The sequence below is a fragment of the Neorhizobium sp. 05N33 genome (genome assembly GCF_056397445.1).
Window position 1 is genome coordinate 554,726 of the sequence record NZ_JBFTNK010000001.1, and the last position, 18,449, is coordinate 573,174.

An 18,449-nucleotide genomic window follows, 5' to 3' on the forward strand; every position below is an offset into this window, starting at 1 on the left:
CGACTATCGCTAAACCGGATCGACCTCCTCGGGCCGGTTGATCGCGATGACTTTCCGGATACCGGAATAGTGTGCGCTCAGGCGTTTGCGGCCCGCTTCGACATCTCTCGCCGCCACGGCTTCCGCAATCTCGTGATGATCCTGCCAGGTCGCCAGGGGCGTGGGACTTGCCAGGTTTGCGAAGCCCGAAGCCTTGTAGAAGGCGGACCAGAAGATATCGATCAGTGCGCTCAGCATCTTGTTGTTCTGGCAACGGAACAGAAGCTGATGAAATTGCTGGTCCTCCTCGGCGAAACTTTCGCCGCGCTCAGCGCGCTGGCGCATGCGATCGGTAAGGCGTCGAAGCTCGGCCACGTCATCGTCACTGATCATCTCGATGGTCTTGTCGATGAGGCCCGTCTCCAATACGCGACGAATCTCCAGCAATTCCTCTACATCACGCAGCGACGCCTGCAGCCCATAGGCGAGATTGTCCAGAAGCGGCGCGAACGAGAATTCCTTGACGAAAACGCCAATGCCGCGCCGCGTTTCGAGGATGCCGACGGATTCCAGCGCCTTGATCGCTTCGCGAACCGAATTGCGCCCCACGCCCAATTGGTGCGCCAGGAAAGTCTCCGGCGGCAGAGCCGCACCGGCCGTCAGGTCATTGTCCTCGATATAGCTGCGCAGGCTTTCCTGCACGCTGACATGCAGAAGCGGCGGGCGCTCAAGAGGTTTTATGGGCTTGGCCAATGCTGCTCCATGCACATTTCGACAATCAACATGATTGAGGTATATCGACTTGTAGGATATCTAGCAAGTCGATAAATGCAGAAAGCAGCTGAACAAGTCCGGGATCCGGCTGCGGCAAACGGGAGGTGGGTGTGGCAATCACAAAGTTCGAACGGCGGAATGACCGCTGGGGCCGCATTCGCGGAAATTGGGCAACGCTCCTGCTGCCGATCAATGAAGACGATTCAATCGATTTCCCGCGTCTGGCCGACGCGATCGACCGACTGATTGCCGCCAAGGTGGACGGCATCTACTCAAACGGCACCGCCGGCGAATTCCACAATCAGACAGAAGCGGAGTTCGACCAGATTCAACAATTGTTGGCAGACCGCTGCAGCCCCGCAGCGATGCCATTCGTCATCGGTGCGTGTCAGCCCGATCCCCGCATATCTCTGGACCGGGTGCGCCGGGCGGCGGCGCTCGAACCGGAGGCAATCCAGGTGATCCTTCCCGACTGGTGGCCGGTGACGGCCTCGGAGGCGACCGATTTTCTGCAGATGGCCGCTGACGCTGCCGGCCCGGTTCCGCTGGTGCTCTACCAGCCGCCGCATGCCAAGCGCGTCTTTACCCCGGAGGAACTGGCGGCAATCCTTGCGGGCGTGCCGCAGGTCGTGGGCATCAAGCTTGGGGATGGAGATGCATCCTGGTACGATCAGGCCCGCAAGCATCTCGATGCGTGGGGAATTTATGTCCCGGGGCATCATCTTGCGACAGGCGTCCAGCAGGACGTTGCAGTCGGGGCATTCTCCAACGTTGCCTGCCTGAGCCCGTCCGGTGCACAGCGGTGGACCGCGTCGATGGCCGACGATATCGACCGGTCGCTTGATATCGAGCAGCGGCTGCGCACCTTCCTGGATGACCACATAGCGCCCTTTGCCAGGGTGCACGGATATTCCAACGCCGCGTTGGACAAGCTCCTGGCCGCGATCGGGGGATGGGCGGAGATCGGCACCCGGCTGCGTCGGCCTTATCGCTGGATTGATCCGTCGGTCGTTTCCACACTGCGTGAGAAGGCCAGGATCGCCCTTCCCGAGATCATGCTCTAAAACGTCGAGGTGGCATCGTGACACGACCCAACATCCTGATGATCATGACGGACCAGCAGCGTCGGGATACGCTCGGCATCTATGGCTGCGACTGGATCCCGACACCTCACCTCGACCGGCTGGGCCGAGCCGGAGCGGTATTCGAGCACTGCACGGTCGACAATCCGATCTGCACCCCTTCCCGGGCGAGCATCTTCACCGGCAAGCCGGTGCCGGATCATGCGGTCCAGCGGGTGCATGACAACCTGCCGCCGGACGAAGTGCTGTTCACCGAACGGCTGCGGCGGGAGGCTAGTTATCGGACCGCACTTTTCGGCAAGCTGCATGTCAGCAGCCGCATTCAGGAAGAACGGCAACGTCATCCACATGACGGTTTCGATATCTACGAATGGTGTCTCGAGCCATCGGTTTCGATCGGGAGCCCCTTCAACGGCTATGCCGCCTGGCTTCGCGAGACGGCCCCGGATTTCCTCGCCGCCCTCCAGCGCAACGGCCGAAAGGAACTTCATCACCCCGAAGCGCAACACATGAGCAAGTGGGCGGCCGACCGGACCATTGCCTTCATCCAGTCGATGAAAGCAGAGAGGCAGCCCTTCTTTTGCCTGATGAGCCTGTTCGACCCTCACGACCCCTATGAGGATTACCCCCTCGCCTTCGGAAATTGCATAGATGCGGCGAAGATTCCGGAGCCGGTGGTTTCGCGCACGATACAACCCGGATGCGTCCGCCGGGAGCAGCAGGGTTCCTATCTCGGACGTTTCTCAGACTTCTCTGCGGAGGAGATCCGCAGGATTCGTCTCGGTTATGCCGCTTCCATAACCTTTCTCGATAAGCAGGTCGGCCGCGTTCTGGCGGCACTGGACGAAGCGGGGATGGCCGACGACACGCTGGTCTTATTCCTATCCGACCATGGCGATCAGCTTGGCGATCACGGGCTTTTCGTCAAGGGAGTTGCACTCTACGAACCTACCGTCGGAGTGCCGCTGCTGCTGCGTTGGCCGGGCCACGTCAACGCCGGCACCCGTTGCACCGCGCTTGCGCAAGGTCGCGACGTGGCGGCCACGTGCCTCGCAGCAGCAGGCCTCGATACGCAATCCTGCCCGGAAAGCGAGGATCTAGTGGCCATGGCATCGCGGAACGCGACGCGGCGCAGCAGCGCGATCTGCGCCTACCGCAACTCCGGTGTCAACGACAACGGCAGTTTCTGGGACCCGCCGATGCGGGCAACCATGGCACGGGACCAGCGCTTCAAGCTGACGCTCTATACGAGTGGAGGATCGAGCGAGCGGGAGCTGTTCGACCTTCAGACCGACCCGCAGGAGACCATCAATCTTTCCGGGGATCCTGCCTACGCCCCGACCGAACTCATGTTGCTTGGCGAAATCGCCGCGTTCCTGCAGGCGGAAGCCGCCGCGGCGGCACCGCGGGCGACGTCGTCCCTTCCCAATGCGGCTCAGCGGATGCAGAACAGGATTAAGTAGGTCACCACACAATTCGGCTCCTCACCAACCAGACAAGACCACAGACCAGGATCAGGATCATCACCGCGTGTATGACGTAATCGAGCGTCGTCTGTGGGCCGACGCCGACCGCGATGGTGAATGCGCCGACGAGCGTGCCCAGCAGAGCCAGGGACTGCGCGGAAATTGCCGCCACGCGGCTCCAGGGCCGGCGGAGCCTGACGGATAACAACCCGAGCAGCAGGATCGCTGCGATCACGGCTTCGGCGATCATTGCTTGCCTGTGCTCATGACCCTCGACGAGGAGGCCCGCGTGGGTCAGCGATGCAATCGCGTAGAGACACGTTTCGGCGAGAAAAAGCATTGCGGCGGTGGCAACCATGGAACCATCCTCACTGGCTCCGCCCACGAGCGAGCGAAGCGTAACCACGAACCGTTGCTTTACGTTCTTCGAACGAGGCCACGGTATCGATGTCGTCGAAACCGTCGGGCGCACGGGCCTCGATCATGTCGATGACCCCTTCGGGACCGCCCAGGCGGTTGGAGAGAACGATTTGCGACGTGACCGGCCGCCGTTCGGCATCGTAGCGGGAAAGGGCCGCCTCGATACCGTCCCCGGATTGGAGATGCCGTGCCAGGCAGCGTGCATCGAGGATTGCCTGGCTCGCTCCGTTGGAACCGACCGGATACATGGCATGGGCGGCATCGCCGAGCAGCGTGACCCGCTCGAACGACCAGCGGGGCAAGGGATCCCGATCGCAATTCGGGTATTCGTAGAAATTTTCGGTGGCCTGGATGATGGAGGCAGGATCAACGAAATCGAGGTGAAAACGGTCGCGCACGAAGGGCAACACCTCGTCCGACAGGCCGGACCGGCTCCAGTCCTCGCGGCGTAGTGGCGATGTGCCGGGCTCGCCCACCTTGGCCATCACGGCCCAGTTCGTCAGCCGCATTTCAGGCTCCGCAGGATCGGCTCCGATCGGATAATAGACGAATTTTGCGAAATTGCCGCCTGATATCACCATCGTCCGGCCATCGCGCCAGATCGGCCAGCGTGTGGCGCCGCGCCATAACATGATCCCGCTCCAGATCGGCGGCCCCTCATCGGGATAGAGCTGCGCCCGGATCGCGGAATGGATGCCGTCGGCGCCGATCAGCAGATCCCCGCGGGCCGTGCCGCGCCATCCATCCGTTCCGCTGAAATGAACCGCGACCCCATCTTCCGTCTGCTCGAAGCCCTCCACCCGGCAACCCATTCTGATGACGTCGGGTCCGAGACGAGCGATCACCGCCCTATGGATCACGCCGAGCAGCTTGCCGCGATGGATGCTGACCTGCGGCGCCTCTTGACCGGCGTCCAGGCCGCGCAATTCCTGCCACACGACCTGACCGAAACGGTTGGTATAAATCAGTTCCCGCACACGGATCCCTGCAGCGTCGAGGCCGGCCTGCAGTCCGAGATCGGCCAGCACCGCCACGGCATGCGACAGCATGTTGATGCCGACCCCGAGTTCACGAACCTCGCCGACGCGTTCGAAGATCTCGACCTCGATCCCGGCTTCGTGGAGTTGAAGCGCGGTCGTCAATCCGCCGATGCCGGCGCCTGCGATGAGAGCTTTCATGACTGGTCCTTTCTCGTTTGCGGGACGAGCGGCAGGATGTAAGCCGCGACGATCTATTGCGGCGTCACTCGTCTCCTGTATTCGAGCTGCATGGCCACGAAATCGGCCGTGTTTTCCCGATAGCGGTCGGCGATGGCCTTCAGCGTATCGTCCAGCGCCTCAGCCGGTCTGCGGTCCAGCGGCGCTGCGGGCACGCGCGTTGCCGACGCGTTCACCTCATCCGGAATGATGCGGATGCCGTTGCGGCTCTCCACCGCATCCGCGCTGGCTGCGAAGGTCATCACGCGCGAGCGGTATGTGCGCGACCAGGCATCCGCGACAAGCGCAAGCGACACCTCGTCCACGCCCTTCGACAGTTCGATGCCGAGCGTTTCGCGGCGCCAGAAGGCGAGCGAATTGCCGATCGCCGTCAATGCGAAAGGACGTGTGAACGTGAAGGCGCCGCTGTCGTGTCGCGCATCCCAATTCGCGACGCCCAGATCGGCCGCGACAGCCTCGGCTTTCTCCCGCCCGGCGATCGCCTCGATCAGCGTCAGCGACATCGGCATGGAGGCACTGATCCCCGTCGTCGTCGCAACGCGACCGTCAACGAGGAAGCGGCGGTCGGCGACATGGCGGATGCTCGGATGTTCCTTCAGCATGGCGTCCAGCGAATACCAGTGGGTCGTCGCTTTCCGGCCGTCGAGAAGGCCGGTGGCAGCAACCACTTTGGCACCGACGCAGACGCCGACGATCATCGCACCTTTTTCCGCCTGGCTTCTGATCCAGCGCAGTGCCGCCGGATCGTCCTCGCGGATCATCGCCGGGACGATGACGTAATCGGCGCCTTCCGGATGCTGGGCATCGAAATCCGCGATCGTCGCCTGCGGCTCAACCTTCAGCGCCGGATAGAGAACCATCGACCCGGGCTGCGTTGCTAGCGCCACGACATCAGCGACATCAGCGCGGCGCAGGATACCGTAGGGCATCAGGTAGTCGGTGATCTCCGTCCCGTCGTTGATGCCGACGATCGCGATCACCGGGCGGACGCGTTTGGACGGCTTCAAAGCCTCGATTGTGGCGCGTGTCTCCTCGCCGGGAATAGGCTTGACGGTCCCGGCCGACGACGCAGACGGCAGAGAGACTATCCAGCCCCCGGCGACCACCAGGAAGACCGCAGCAAGCCCCAACCCGCCTGTAAGAACAAACCGCCACGTCATGATAGTTTCGCCCGATCGATCGGTTGCCCTGTTTGCAGGGAAAGTTACCGCTGCTATCGTCTGACTGAAATGACATTAATCGGGCAAAAACTGCCATGGCTCGCACAGTTGCTCTCGTGGTGCATCCGGGTTTCCAGCTTCTCGATGCGGCCGGGCCGACCTCGGCCTTCGAAATGGCGGAGCGATTCCGGCCGGGCAGCTACGACCTGGTGCTGATGGCGCCGGGTGGTGGCGAAATCGAGAGCTCGTCGGGCCTCAAGCTGTCGGCTGCCCCGCTCCGGGATGGGCCTTTCGACACGGTGATGATCTCGGGCGGCGAGATCATCCGCTCCATGGAGGCCGTGCGCGAAATTCTCGAATGGCTGAAACGCACGAGCGCAAGGCGCGTGACGAGTGTGTGTTCCGGGGCCTATCTGCTCGCCGAAGCAGGGCTCCTCGATGGACGTCGGGCCACGACGCATTGGGGCAGTTCGCACGACTTTTCTCGCCGCTACCCGAAGATAGAGCTCGATGCGGAGCGTATCTATATCCAGGACGGTCATGTCTGGACGTCAGCCGGAATATCTGCCGGCATCGACCTGGCGCTTGCCCTTATCGAAGACGATCTGGGCGCGGATATGGCGCGCAGAACCGCCCAACAGCTCGTCGTTCATCAACGCCGGCCCGGTGGCCAGTCCCAGTTTTCAGCGCTTGTCGATCTTGGAGGGCACACGGGCAGGTTCTCGGCCTTGATCGGCTGGATGCGCGAGCATCTGGCCGACCAGCTGACCGTCGAGCGCCTCGCCGACCAGGCGGCGATGAGCCCGCGCAACTTTGCCAGGGCGTTTGCAGCCGAAACCGGCACGACACCCGCCAAGGCCGTCGAGCGCCTGCGGCTCGAAACGGCGCGGATGGCGGTCGAAACCGGCCACCTGCCACTCGAGCACATTGCCGAGGCTTCCGGTTTCGGCGACGCCGGCCGAATGCGGCGGGCGTTCCTGAGAAGCTTGGGACAGCCTCCGCAAGCGCTCAGGCGCGGCTACAAATAGCCTCGGACGCAGATAGTCGGTCAAGTGCGCGCCTAGAACTCCTGCCAATCGTTGCTGACCGCAGCGGCCGAGGAGCCGCCGGAGAAGGCGGTGGCAACCCTGCGGGCCAGATTGCGGGCAGGCGACGCAGCCGGCGTGTCGCGGCGATCGGCCGGGCGCGGAACGTGGCGCTGACCAGGCAGCTTGAACTGGGCCAGCAGTTCGTTGAGCGATGCAGCATCCCGGGCAAGACCATGGCTTGCGGCGGTCGATTCCTCGACCATCGCGGCATTCTTCTGCGTATCCTGGTCCATCTGGTTGACGGCTGTGTTGATCTGCTGAAGGCCCGAAGACTGTTCCTGGGCCGACTCCACGATTGCGTTGACGTGCCGGTTGATTTCCTGCACTTCCGCAACGATCGTTACCAGCGCCTGTCCGGTCTGGCCCACCAGCTGCACCCCGGCATTGACCTGCTCGTTCGACGTCGTGATCAGCGCCTTGATCTCCTTGGCGGCCTTGGCGGAACGCTGGGCGAGTTCGCGCACTTCCTGGGCAACGACGGCAAAACCCTTGCCGGCATCGCCCGCACGGGCCGCTTCGACGCCGGCGTTGAGTGCCAGAAGATTGGTCTGGAAGGCGATATCGTCGATGACGCCAATGATGTTGGAAATCTCGCCTGAGGACTTCTCGATCTGTTCCATCGCCTTGACGGCACGCTGGACGACCTCGCCGGAGTTTTCGGCGCCGCTGCGGGTGCGGGCAACCAGCGCACCGGCCTCCTGAGCGCGCTTGGTAGCGTCCTTGACGGTAGTGGTGATCTCTTCGAGAGCTGCGGCGGTTTCCTCGACGGAAGCTGCCTGCTGCTCGGTGCGCTTGGCCAGATCGTCGGCGGCCGCCTTGATCTCCGCCGAACCGGCCTGGATGCTGCGGGCATTCTCCGCCACCTGCTCCAGGGCCGTCTGCAGCTTTGTGGCCGAGACGTTGAAATCGTTGCGGACACCGTCCAACGTCGCGGTGAACTGCTTTTCGATGCGATAGGAGACGTTGCCATCGGACAGATGGCTCAGGCCCTCTGCCAGGTTGTCGACGGCAAACTTGATCTCGGCGGCTTCGCGCGTCTTCTGGGCTTCGCGCTCCATGCGGTCGCGCTCCGACAGGCCACGATTGTCTTCAGCTTCCCGTTCCAGGCGAGCTCGCTCCAGAGCGTTGTCGCGGAAGATGGCGACAGCCTTGGCCATCTCGCCGATTTCGTCCTTGCGGTCGAGGCCGTCGATGGCAGCTTCCGTCTGGCTGGCGGCCAGCGAAGCCATGCGCTCACGCAGGCGGGCCATCGGCGCGGTGATGCCCTTGTGGGCGATGGTCATGGACAGAACGGCGGCGATCGCGATGCCTAAAAGCATGCCGCAGATCGCATAGGTGATCGTGCTGGAGACCGATTGGCTCAACGTCTTGGCGCCATTGTTGAGGATTTCGGCCATGGCGCCGTTATTGGCGCCGAATTTCGGCGAGAGATCGACGATGGCCTGGTCGAGCTTGGCGGAAAGGGTACGGACCTTTTCCTGGTCGCCTGCGGTATGGGCCTTGAGAAGATCGTCGCCGACTGCCTTCAGCGCGTCCGCACCGGCAAGCAGTTCGTCGATCGCAGCCTTGCGGCTCGGCACCAGCGCCGGGATCTGGGTCAACCGGTCACGGGCGCCGGCAAATTCCTTGGAAAACCGGCCGGACAGATCCTGGAACGCCGCGCTTGCAGGGTCCTGGGCCAGCGCGCGGCTCAGCCATGTCGTCGCGGTCCACATGCCGGCGGCGCCGCGGGGTCCGAAGGTCGCCGCGTTACTTTCCTTCTGCAGGAAGCCGGAATAAGCCTCGTTGGCGGCGCTGAACCTGCTGGTGACATACATCAGGCCTGCAAGGGAAATGACCGCGAGGATGGCAATCGCCATGAGAAATTTTGTTTTAATCTTTAAATTCTTGAGCATCAGATACCTCAAAAAACGCTGAAACAGCGACAGTGCGTCGAAAAGTGAAAAATGCCGGAGCCGTGCCGGACGGTGCACATCATGCGCATGGTGATCGAACTTGATCCTCCGTTTTTCATAAGCGCTTTTTCATAATAAAATCTTACTCTTGCCGCAGCGCATCAAAGGCACATTCGGACTTTCAGGTGGTTTTCACCACTGCTTAACCAAAGGCTGCAGAAGGCAATCTTGTTTGTTGCGACGCACAATGGACTGCTTTTAATTGGAGGCGGACCATCGTCTCGGTTCCCCCGTCAAACCCGGCAAATTGATATGAAATCAACTATCCATAATCAAAGGACTTCAACGTGAATTTTTCACGCCGCAACATCATGACGCTTTCAGCGGCCGCCCTGGCAACCACCTTCCCGAAAATGGCATCTGCGCAAGCGATCGGCTTTACGCCGAACCCGATCTACCCCGATCCGGCTATCCAAATCCTCGATCCGAGCTTTGCGAAATATCGCATCGCCAGCAGCTCGCTCGAACAGGTCGCCACCGGCGCTCGATGGCTGGAAGGTCCGGTCTGGTTCGGCGATGGCCGCTATCTGCTTGTCAGCGACATTCCGAACAATCGGGTCATGCGCTATGACGAAGCCAATGAGAGCTGGAGCGTCTACAACGCCAACTCCAACTATGCCAACGGCCACGCCCGCGACCGCCAGGGCCGGCTGCTTTCCTGCGAACATCTGACGCGCCGGGTCACCCGCACCGAATATGACGGATCGATCACCGTGCTCGCGGACAACTACAACGGCAAGAAGCTCAACTCCCCGAACGATATCGTCTGCAAATCGGACGGCTCCATCTGGTTCACTGATCCGCCCTTCGGCATTGCCGGCGAGTGGGAAGGAGACAAGGCAACAGCGGAGCTACCGCACTCTGTCTATCGCATATCGCCGGACGGCAAGCTTGGCCTCGTCACCGACGAACTGAAAGGGCCGAACGGCCTCGCATTTTCGCCGGATGAAAAGAAGCTCTACATTGTTGAAGGCCGCGCATCGCCATTCCGCATAATCTGGAGCTACGATGTCGGCGCAGACGGCGTGAAGCTGTCGAACAAGACGGCATTGGTGACAGCCGACGACAACGGCGGTCTGGATGGCTTCAAGATCGACGTCGATGGCAATCTCTGGTGCGGCTGGGGGTCGAACGGCGCTGCAGGCGCCCGGCCCGAGGATCTGAACGGCGTCAAGATATTCAACCCGACCGGCAAGGCGATCGGCTTCATCAAGCTTCCCGAGCGCTGCCCGAACCTTGTCTTCGGCGGCCCGAAGAAGAACCGCCTCTATATGGCGAGCAGCCACTCGGTCTACGCGATCTACGTGGAAACCCGCGGCGCCGTTTAATCACCGCGACGAAATCCGAAGCGGCCGGCCGTCAGGTCCGGCCGCTTTCGTGGCCGTCGATGCGCCACGCTTTCCCCAGCAATCCGCATCGCCGCGCCGTAGCCTTGCTGCGCTCGTCAGCGGATCCCGAGCTTAGGCCGGACGCCGCGATATCTACTCCGTTTTTCCAGCGGAAAGCCCGAAAAACTCTTTCATATACCCCGCCGACAGCGGTCGGAGCTTCGTCAGATTCTTGAGAATCCGGACAGGCCGCTTCAGAACGTTCCTGTTCAGGAAATACATTTGGATCAAGCTGGGCGCCTTGCGGCACCAGGCGCCACGCGCCGGCCTTCCTTTAGGACCCCCTTTTTTGAGGGGTCAGTAATACTTTCTTAACATTTGTCTTTTCTTATCAAGCAGATACGAATCTTGATCAAATTATCCGAAATCAATTTCTGAGTGCATTTTAGGGGTTACGTTATGCGGACTGGCTGTGGGTTTCACGGAACCAGGAAACCGGCGCTGCTTTCGGGCGTCTGCGGGACGGCGCTGCTTCTGGGATGCCTCGCAACGCCGGCCTCGGCTCAGGTCGCTTCTTGGACCGGAGCGACAAGCACGGACTGGACGGATGCAAGCAACTGGTCGGGTGGAATCGCTCCCATCCCCGGTCAAACTGTCAACATTGGCGCGGTCGGCGCAAGTCGGCCGGACGCAGTTCTCGGCGTCGGCGGGCCCATGGTCGTCCCGGTGGGCGCCATAAGCGTGGGCGCAGCCGTAGGTGCGTCTGGCGCGCTCACGATTCAAAACGGCAGCCGTCTGACCAGCACGGGCAGCTCCCGGCTTGCGATTGTAGTCGGAAGCACTGGGACTGTCACCGTAACCGGCTCTGGATCGCAGTGGAACGTACCAATCGCAACTTTTTATGTCGGCTTTTCCGGTACTGGGACACTCAATATTGAGAATGGCGGGCAAGTTACGACAGGGTCAAATACCGTTCTTGGCGGTGGCGGCGGCCCCACTCTCTCCTCGGGCACCCTCAACATCAGCAGCGGCGGCACGCTACAGACGCTATCCCTTCGGGGCGGCCTCGGCGTGAGCCAGGCCAATTTCGACAATGGCATTCTGCGCGCCACGGCCGCCAACGCCACTTTCATCAACGCCTTTACCGGCACCGAGCTCAACCTGCTCGCCGGCGGGCTGACGATCAATACTGCCGGCTTTGCCGTGGGAACCGACGCGGGGTCCGGCTTCAGCGGCGTCGGCGGACTGACCGTCACCGGCGCCGGCGGCATTTTCAACCTGCAGGCAAACAGCATTTACTCGGGCGAGACGCAGATCGATTTCGGCAGCAGCCTCACGCTATCCGGCACCGGCGCCGTCGCCAATTCCAGCCGGGTCGTCGCCGACGGCACCTTCAACGTTTCGGCAGCCGCGGCTCCGGCGATCCGCAGCCTCGCCGGCGGGGGCTCCGTGCTGCTCGGCGCTCAAACCCTGACGATCACCAATGCCAACGACACTTTCGCCGGCGTCATCGGCGGCACGGGCGGTCTGACCGTCACCGGCGGCAGCCAGACGCTTTCGGGCGTCAACACCTATACCGGCGCGACGACGGTGAGCGGCGGCAGGCTTGCTGTCAACGGCTCGATCACCAGTCCGGTCGCGACATCCGGGGCCGGCATTCTCGGCGGCACCGGCACGATCTTCGGCGATGTGACCAATGCCGGCGTGGTGGCGCCTGGCAATTCGATCGGCACGCTGACGATCGCCGGCAACTATACCGGCACAGGCGGAACACTCGCGATCGAAACCGTGCTCGGCGGCGACGCCTCGCCGACCGACCGGCTCGTGGTGACAGGCAATACCGCAGGCACGACCAACGTCACGGTCGCCAATCTCGGCGGCGGCGGCGCGCAGACCGTCGAGGGCATCAAGATCGTCGATGTCGGGGGCACGTCGGCGGGCACTTTTTCGCTGCTCGGCAACTATGTGTTCGAGGGCGATCAGGCCGTGGTCGGCGGAGCCTATGCCTATCGGCTCTACCAGGGCGGGGTCAGCACGCCTGCCGACGGCGACTGGTATCTCCGTTCGGCCCTGCTCAACCCTGCAGGCGCCGCGATCGGGATGGTCTATGCGCCGAGCGTTCCGCTCTACGAGAGCTATGCCGGCGTGCTGCAGACGCTCAACGAATTCGGCACGCTGCGCCAGCGCACCAGCGGGCGGGCGATCGACGAGGGACAAGCGGAGAACGATCCTGCCAAGGCGATCTGGACCCGCATCGACGGCACGCATGCGCATTTCAATCCGAAAACCTCGACCACCGGCACCGAATACGATGTGGACACCTGGACGATGCAGGCGGGCATCGACGGAATGCTGCATGAAAGCGGCGCCGGCGCACTGATCGGCGGCGTCAGTTTTCACTTCGATACGGCCTCGGCGGACGTCTCCTCGCGCTTCGGCAAAGGCAATATCGATACAACGGGCTATGGTTTCGACGGCACCTTGACCTGGTACGGCAATAGCGGCTTCTACGTCGATACCCAGGCTGCTTTGACCTGGTACGACAGCAATCTCAAATCCTCGACCCTTAACGCCACGCTTGCCAGCGGCAATGACGGCTTCGGTTATGGCCTCAGCGTCGAAGCCGGACAAAAGATCGCCCTGACGCGCCAGTGGTCGCTGACACCGCAGGCGCAACTGGCCTATTCCTCCGTGCGCTTCGACCGTTTTACCGACGCCTATGGCGCCGTGGTCTCGCTGGACGATGCCGACAGCCTGACCGGCCGCCTCGGCATCTCGGCCGACTACGACAGCGACTGGAAGGACGCCACCGGACAGATCAGCCGCGCGAAGGTCTACGGCATCGCCAATCTCTATTACGACTTTCTCGACGGCTCGAATGTCGATGTCTCCGGGATCAGCGTCGCCAGCGAAAACCAGCCGCTCTGGGGCGGCCTCAGCTTGGGCGGCTCGCTCAGCTGGTCCAACGATCGATATGCAGTCCACGGGGAAGCCTTCGCCCGCACCAGCCTCAAGAACTTCGGCGACAGCAACACCATCGGTGCGAAGGTCGGGTTCAGCATGAAGTGGTAGCGAGACCGGTGCCTGTCGACCGGGACGCCGCGATATCTACTCCGTCTTTCCGGCGGAAAGCCCAAAAAACTCTTTTCTGTACCCCGCCGACAGCGGTCGCAGCTTCGTCAAATTTTTGAGAATCCGGACAGGTTGCCTGAGAACGTTCCTGTTCAGGAAATACATATGGATCAGGCTGGGCGCCTTGCTGTGTGATCCCTTGTGGCCGACACGATAAACTGCACCTCGGAATGGCAGGGCATTCAAGGGCGTTCCGCGTTCGGCCAAAACCGATTCTATGCGGACATGGCTGCCAAGCATGTCCTTGACCCATTGCAGTGAAACGTCTTCCGCCTTGGATGGCAGTCCGTAGAGGTCCGAGCGGATGATCAGCGAGGTTCCGCAATAGTGGTTGAACTGGTCGCGGCACAGCAGAATGCTGCCGCCGTCGTCCCAGATATAGCCCTTGTCGATCGTCCAGCCGTTCTCGTTCTGGTGCCGGGCGGCGTATTCGGTAATTCGGGCGCTGACGAAATCGTCGTCGTCGACGATCATGAAGAAGCGACAATCGCGGGCCGTGAGCATGCCCGCAAGCACGCGGCGGCCTTTGTCGGCGCGGAATGAATCGAGAAAATCCTCTTCCGTAGCATCGCCGCGCTCGTGGATGTCGTTCGGCGGAAAGTCCACCCATGCCACCGAGAACTTGTCCGGCAGGACCGGAAGATCGGCGCCCCTGTTGGCGACGATCACGCCCCGCCAGTCAGGATTGGTCTGGTTGGCGATGGATGCCACGGTCTGCGTCAGATTTCGCTTCAGGATGCTCCAGTCACGTGCGTTGTCCTGGTGCCTGACGGGAATGATGAAGGTGATAACACTCATGACAGCCTCCGGTCGTTGATCTCAGGCGCGATCATGCCGCGACACCTGCCTGTTCTCTTGCCCATCTGATGCCATCGTCGAGCGACGTCGCCTTGTAGGAAAGATCGGTACCTCCCGAAAAGGCATTCATGAATCGGCGGATTTTCCCGTAATTGTTGTCGAGCACCGCATGGCGGCGGCCGATGAGAAGCGAGCAGATATGCACATGCAGGCGGTCGGTCACGATGGCCCCGCCACGGGAAATCTGCCGTATGCCGCGCTGGAAGCGGTTGTTGGCCGCGGCGTCCAGCTTGCGCAGCCGCATTTCGGAAGGGGTGAAATGCAGCAATGCCGAGGCTGCTCCAAGCGCTTTCGCAACGCGCACCTTCGACCGGCTCTCGGTAATCCAATCCTCCTTGGGGATGTCCGGATAGGCGGAAAAGTCGACGGTTCCGACCTGCTCCTTGTCCTGGCGGAGCATCGCGAGCACGGGAAATTCCGGCGCGGCGGGCTCTATGCTGCCGATGCAGAAGGCCATGTCCGGGCACAGATAGACCTGGCAATCAAAATTTTCCTTGGCGAACTGAAACGATTCCTCGTCGCGCACCAGCAGCGCGAAGTTCTTGTGCTTGCCGATCGCGCGCTTGCTTTGCTCCAGCCGCTCCGGAGACTTGTAGTGAATCGACTGCGGAAACTGGACGATCTGGCGATCGGGAAACAGCTCCATCACGCGCTCCCGGAAATCCTGATGAAACACCCATATATCACCGAAATTGCCGCCCCCATGGATGAAGATCGGACCGTTCGGGGCAGAGCTTTTGAGCTCATCCGGTGAGAAATCGTCGGTCGTGCAGACGTAGGAAGGCCGCTTTGTGTAGCGCTGCTGCAAATAGGCCATTTCTCCCAGCCAGATCGCGGAATCTCCGCAATTCCTGATGTCGGGAAAGTCCAGTATCGCTATCGGTTCATCAGGGCGGATGAACTCTTTAAGGCAATCGTGGGTCCTGTCCTGAAGCTTGGTGATCAGTTCGGATTGCTGAACGGGTGACATTATGCCTCTCTTTCAAAAGTTAGAACAACAAGTCCCGCGATCAGGCGTGACTGACTTTGGACAACACCTTGGAAGCGATCTTTCTGACTTCAGTCTCCGGACCATTTGGACGATCCATAACCAGCCAGAGAAAGAGGCTGGAACCGCAATAGAGAACGCCTCCAAGGCAAATAAGGGCGGCAAGTTGTAGAACAAGTCCGGTATGCGTGGTCTCAATTCCCATGTAGCGATCAGCGAGCGACACGCCGGCAGCCATGACCGCCGAGCTGGCAAGCGCTCTGAAATTTGCCCATAGCTGGGCGGTGACCGAGACATTTATGAAGCGCTTCACGATCACCATGTTCACAAACGCGCTGAAGAGGCCGGTGAGCACCCGGCTGAAGATCAGTCCCGGAAGCCCCCAGAACACCAGGCCGATCGTGATCACCGGGATCCGGACAAGAAGCATCTGCGCGTCGCGGATGAACAGGTTCCGGGTTTGCCCCAGCGCCATGCCGAGAGGCTGATTGAGAGATCCCAGTGTCTGCAGCGCATAAACAGAGGCCAGCGCCTGAATGATGAAAATCACCGGAAGCCATTTTTCACCAAGCACCAGCCTGACCAGGGGATCTGCGATGACCGCCATCCCTATGCCGGCGGGTAACGCGACCGCCGTCAGCAAGGCCTGCGTTCGCTGATAGGCTGCGGCGAGACGGGCAGGATCATGGCGGACATTGGCAAAAGCGGGGTAGATGGTGGCGGTCAGAGGCGCCGTCGCTTCGCGCGTGGGCGTCATCGCGAGCTGCCCGCCAAGCGAATAATATCCAAGGGCCGAACCCGTCAGCAGCTTGCCGATCAGCAGGTAATCGAAACGCCAATTGAGGGTGTTGACGATCTGCCCGGCGGTAATCCAGATCGAGAACGAAAAGAATTCGCGCATATGGGAAAAGGTGACCCGGGGGCGGAACGGCAGGATAAAATAGGATGCCACAACGTTGGTGACCTGCATCACCAGCGTGCCGACCACAAGCGCCCAATAGGTCTGATAGATGACGGCGATGGCGACGGTCGCCACAAATCCGGCAATCTTCTGGGCAACGTTCAGCACGAATTCCTGCCAGAAAATCAGCTCCCGCTGGAGCATGATCCGTCGCGGATTGGCGAACCCGTTTATGAGGAGGCTAAGGCTCAAAACAAGAAGGACGCCGAAAAGGCGCGGTTCGTCGTAGATGAGGGAAGCCGGATAGGCGAAGGCGGCGAATAGGACGCACAATATCAGACCGCGCGTTGCAGCCAGTGTCCATGCGGCGCTGAAATGGGATTCCCCGGGAGCCTCGTGGCGGATGAGCGCCTCGTTCAAGGAAAGCTCGGTTATCGTCGTCACGATGGCGAGCATCGTCGTCGCAAGCGCAACCAAGCCGAAATCCGACGGCAAGAGATACCATGCCAGGACGATGGTGCTGAGGGTCGACAACCCGTTGACGATGATCCTCGAGAGGGAGACCCAGAGACTTCCCGTTACCAGGCGATCAGCAATGCTCATGGCCGACCTCTTCGCAACAAATACCGATCGTATGTGAGCGACATCATTCCATAGCTACCCTTTTTCGTGGAGTTTCGGCCCCTTTTCAAGCCGCGAGAAGGCTGTGCCGTCTTGCCGCAAGCGCGGGTTTCGCGCACATGATGCGTGAGATCTCCTTGCCGCATTCGAAGGGCGGGCTATCTGCTGGATACTTCGGTCATCGAGTTCTCCATGCAATTTTTCCCTTGTCGTTTACCTCGTTCAACGGCGCGATCCGGAAGCCCATTGCCAGGCTTAAGACCGCTGACGATCTAGTTGGCGGGAAATGATGTTGGTTTTGTGGTGCCCTTCGCAAGTGCGAAAGAACCTGCGCGCACGGCCGCCATCCAAGGCGGCATCACCTGCGATTTGTGCGCATCCGGGCTTTGAATCCAAGCTCAGGATATATTCGCTCCGCCGCCTTCATAACGAAGCGGCGGAGCAGAAAAGACAGTTTTCGATTCCGTCAGCTGACGACGACGGCGATGACGACCACACAGTCGCCGGCCTTGACCAATCCCGGAAAATGCCGGGCGCACAGGATGCCGCCCATCTTCGCGCGGATTTCACGGGGATCTGCACCGGTCCGTCCGGTTGGGTAGATGCGGGCCACAATGGCGCCTTCGCCAACCTCCTCTCCAAGATCGAAGACGGGCTCGATCAGTCCGTCTTCCTCGGCGAAGGAAAAGCAATTGCCGTCCGGCATGTCGAGCCAGGTCGTCGGCGTGACATCGGCGCTGCCCGCGACGATGCCCGCACGGCGCAGCACGTTGATGACGCCGCGCTTGGCGATCCCTGCGCTTTTCGCCGTCGCCGTGCCGCCGCCGCCAAGCTCCGTGGTGATGAAGACCTTGCCCATCTCCTCGGCGGCCGTGTCGTACATGCCGACCGCGTCGATCTCGAGCATCTTCATCGAATAGGGCGCCGAAAACGCCTTGACCAGCTCGAAGGCGCGGGCCTCCTGTTCCTTGTCGGGCAGGATATGGGCAGCACAGAAGGGCAGGAAATCGAGTGTCCTGCCGCCGGAGTGAAAGTCGAGGACGACGTCGGCGCGGGGCAGCAAATCTCGCTGGAAATAATCGGCGATCTTCTGCGTTACCGTGCCGTCCGGGCGACCGGGAAAGCTGCGGTTCAGGTTGCCCTTGTCGATCGGCGACGTTCGCGTTCCGGCCAGGAATGCCGGGTAGTTCATCGCCGGAACGATGATCACCGTGCCGCTGACATCCTCCGGTTTGAGGCTGCGGGCCAGATCGAAGAGCGCAATCGGCCCTTCGTATTCGTCGCCGTGATTGCCGCCGGTCAGGAGCGCCACGGGCCCTTTGCCGTTGCGGATAACCGTAAGCGGGATCATCACCGATCCCCAGGCGGAATCGTCGCGGCTATAGGGCAGCCGCAGGAAACCGTGCTGCACGCCATCGGCGTCGAAGTCCACCGTCGAGCTGATCGGCGACGGTCGCAAGGCGTTCTCGCTCATCGCAGT

General features: G+C 61.4%; 14 protein-coding genes. 5 read left to right on the forward strand and 9 right to left on the reverse strand.

Annotation, left to right across the window (positions count from 1 at the left end; translation table 11 throughout):
* Nucleotides 1-9 precede the first annotated feature (9 nt).
* Nucleotides 10-732, reverse strand: a complete 723-nt coding sequence (locus tag AC1DLT_RS02635; RefSeq protein ID WP_040125455.1) for a FadR/GntR family transcriptional regulator — start codon at nt 730-732, stop codon at nt 10-12.
* 131 nt (nt 733-863) lie between these two features.
* Between AC1DLT_RS02635 and AC1DLT_RS02640 the strand changes: the two genes are divergently transcribed.
* A complete protein-coding gene (locus tag AC1DLT_RS02640; protein ID WP_247035778.1) occupies nt 864-1,817 on the forward strand; it encodes a dihydrodipicolinate synthase family protein in 954 nt (317 codons plus the stop codon).
* Between the two features lie 17 nt (nt 1,818-1,834).
* Nucleotides 1,835-3,298, forward strand: coding sequence for a sulfatase family protein (locus AC1DLT_RS02645; RefSeq protein WP_477485792.1), 1,464 nt, complete (start codon nt 1,835-1,837; stop codon nt 3,296-3,298).
* A gap of 1 nt (nt 3,299) precedes the next feature.
* Here the strand turns inward: AC1DLT_RS02645 and AC1DLT_RS02650 are convergent, their stop codons facing one another.
* From AC1DLT_RS02650 to AC1DLT_RS02660, 3 genes are read right to left on the reverse strand one after another with little or no spacing between them, the layout of a single operon-like run.
* Entirely contained in the window at nt 3,300-3,659 is a 360-nt protein-coding gene (locus AC1DLT_RS02650) for a hypothetical protein (protein ID WP_247035782.1), read from the reverse strand.
* A gap of 10 nt (nt 3,660-3,669) precedes the next feature.
* Nucleotides 3,670-4,899 carry a flavin-dependent oxidoreductase gene (locus AC1DLT_RS02655; RefSeq protein WP_247035783.1) on the reverse strand — a complete coding sequence of 410 codons (1,230 nt, stop codon included), beginning with the start codon at nt 4,897-4,899 and terminating at the stop codon, nt 3,670-3,672.
* Between the two features lie 53 nt (nt 4,900-4,952).
* The gene (locus tag AC1DLT_RS02660) at nt 4,953-6,098 is read right to left on the reverse strand and encodes a DJ-1/PfpI family protein (protein ID WP_477485793.1); all 1,146 of its coding nucleotides are present in this window, start codon (nt 6,096-6,098) and stop codon (nt 4,953-4,955) included.
* A 95-nt stretch (nt 6,099-6,193) separates the two neighbouring features.
* On the opposite strand from AC1DLT_RS02660, the gene AC1DLT_RS02665 reads away from it, so the two are divergent.
* On the forward strand, nt 6,194-7,126 hold the full coding sequence (locus tag AC1DLT_RS02665) for a GlxA family transcriptional regulator (protein ID WP_477485794.1): 933 nt from the start codon (nt 6,194-6,196) through the stop codon (nt 7,124-7,126).
* A 32-nt stretch (nt 7,127-7,158) separates the two neighbouring features.
* Here AC1DLT_RS02665 and AC1DLT_RS02670 read toward each other — a convergent pair whose 3' ends face one another.
* A complete protein-coding gene (locus AC1DLT_RS02670; RefSeq protein WP_477485795.1) occupies nt 7,159-9,081 on the reverse strand; it encodes a methyl-accepting chemotaxis protein in 1,923 nt (640 codons plus the stop codon).
* A 347-nt stretch (nt 9,082-9,428) separates the two neighbouring features.
* On the opposite strand from AC1DLT_RS02670, the gene AC1DLT_RS02675 reads away from it, so the two are divergent.
* A complete protein-coding gene (locus AC1DLT_RS02675; RefSeq protein ID WP_477485796.1) occupies nt 9,429-10,469 on the forward strand; it encodes an SMP-30/gluconolactonase/LRE family protein in 1,041 nt (346 codons plus the stop codon).
* A 714-nt stretch (nt 10,470-11,183) separates the two neighbouring features.
* Nucleotides 11,184-13,541 carry an autotransporter family protein gene (locus tag AC1DLT_RS02680; protein WP_477485797.1) on the forward strand — a complete coding sequence of 786 codons (2,358 nt, stop codon included), beginning with the start codon at nt 11,184-11,186 and terminating at the stop codon, nt 13,539-13,541.
* Between the two features lie 36 nt (nt 13,542-13,577).
* On the opposite strand, the gene AC1DLT_RS02685 is transcribed toward AC1DLT_RS02680, so the two are convergent.
* The 4 genes from AC1DLT_RS02685 to doeB form a co-directional block, all read right to left on the reverse strand.
* Nucleotides 13,578-14,399 carry a galactosyl transferase gene (locus AC1DLT_RS02685; RefSeq protein ID WP_477485798.1) on the reverse strand — a complete coding sequence of 274 codons (822 nt, stop codon included), beginning with the start codon at nt 14,397-14,399 and terminating at the stop codon, nt 13,578-13,580.
* Between the two features lie 31 nt (nt 14,400-14,430).
* Nucleotides 14,431-15,429, reverse strand: a complete 999-nt coding sequence (locus AC1DLT_RS02690) for a polysaccharide pyruvyl transferase family protein (protein ID WP_477485799.1) — start codon at nt 15,427-15,429, stop codon at nt 14,431-14,433.
* 40 nt (nt 15,430-15,469) lie between these two features.
* Nucleotides 15,470-16,951: a lipopolysaccharide biosynthesis protein gene (locus tag AC1DLT_RS02695; protein ID WP_247035803.1), complete on the reverse strand. Its 1,482-nt coding sequence runs from the start codon at nt 16,949-16,951 to the stop codon at nt 15,470-15,472.
* 484 nt (nt 16,952-17,435) lie between these two features.
* Nucleotides 17,436-18,443, reverse strand: coding sequence for a N(2)-acetyl-L-2,4-diaminobutanoate deacetylase DoeB (gene doeB / locus AC1DLT_RS02700; RefSeq protein WP_477485800.1), 1,008 nt, complete (start codon nt 18,441-18,443; stop codon nt 17,436-17,438).
* Nucleotides 18,444-18,449 lie beyond the last annotated feature (6 nt).

Bases quoted from the DNA above. Each gene is read 5' to 3' on its own strand.
- AC1DLT_RS02660 (WP_477485793.1), bottom strand. From the start codon at position 6,098: ATGACGTGGCGGTTTGTTCTTACAGGCGGGTTGGGGCTTGCTGCGGTC.
- AC1DLT_RS02690 (WP_477485799.1), bottom strand. From the start codon at position 15,429: ATGTCACCCGTTCAGCAATCCGAACTGATCACCAAGCTTCAGGACAGG.
- AC1DLT_RS02650 (WP_247035782.1), bottom strand. From the start codon at position 3,659: ATGGTTGCCACCGCCGCAATGCTTTTTCTCGCCGAAACGTGTCTCTAC.
- AC1DLT_RS02665 (WP_477485794.1), top strand. From the start codon at position 6,194: ATGGCTCGCACAGTTGCTCTCGTGGTGCATCCGGGTTTCCAGCTTCTC.
- AC1DLT_RS02685 (WP_477485798.1), bottom strand. From the start codon at position 14,399: ATGAGTGTTATCACCTTCATCATTCCCGTCAGGCACCAGGACAACGCA.
- AC1DLT_RS02695 (WP_247035803.1), bottom strand. From the start codon at position 16,951: ATGAGCATTGCTGATCGCCTGGTAACGGGAAGTCTCTGGGTCTCCCTC.
- AC1DLT_RS02670 (WP_477485795.1), bottom strand. From the start codon at position 9,081: ATGCTCAAGAATTTAAAGATTAAAACAAAATTTCTCATGGCGATTGCC.
- AC1DLT_RS02680 (WP_477485797.1), top strand. From the start codon at position 11,184: ATGGTCGTCCCGGTGGGCGCCATAAGCGTGGGCGCAGCCGTAGGTGCG.
- doeB (WP_477485800.1), bottom strand. From the start codon at position 18,443: ATGAGCGAGAACGCCTTGCGACCGTCGCCGATCAGCTCGACGGTGGAC.
- AC1DLT_RS02655 (WP_247035783.1), bottom strand. From the start codon at position 4,899: ATGAAAGCTCTCATCGCAGGCGCCGGCATCGGCGGATTGACGACCGCG.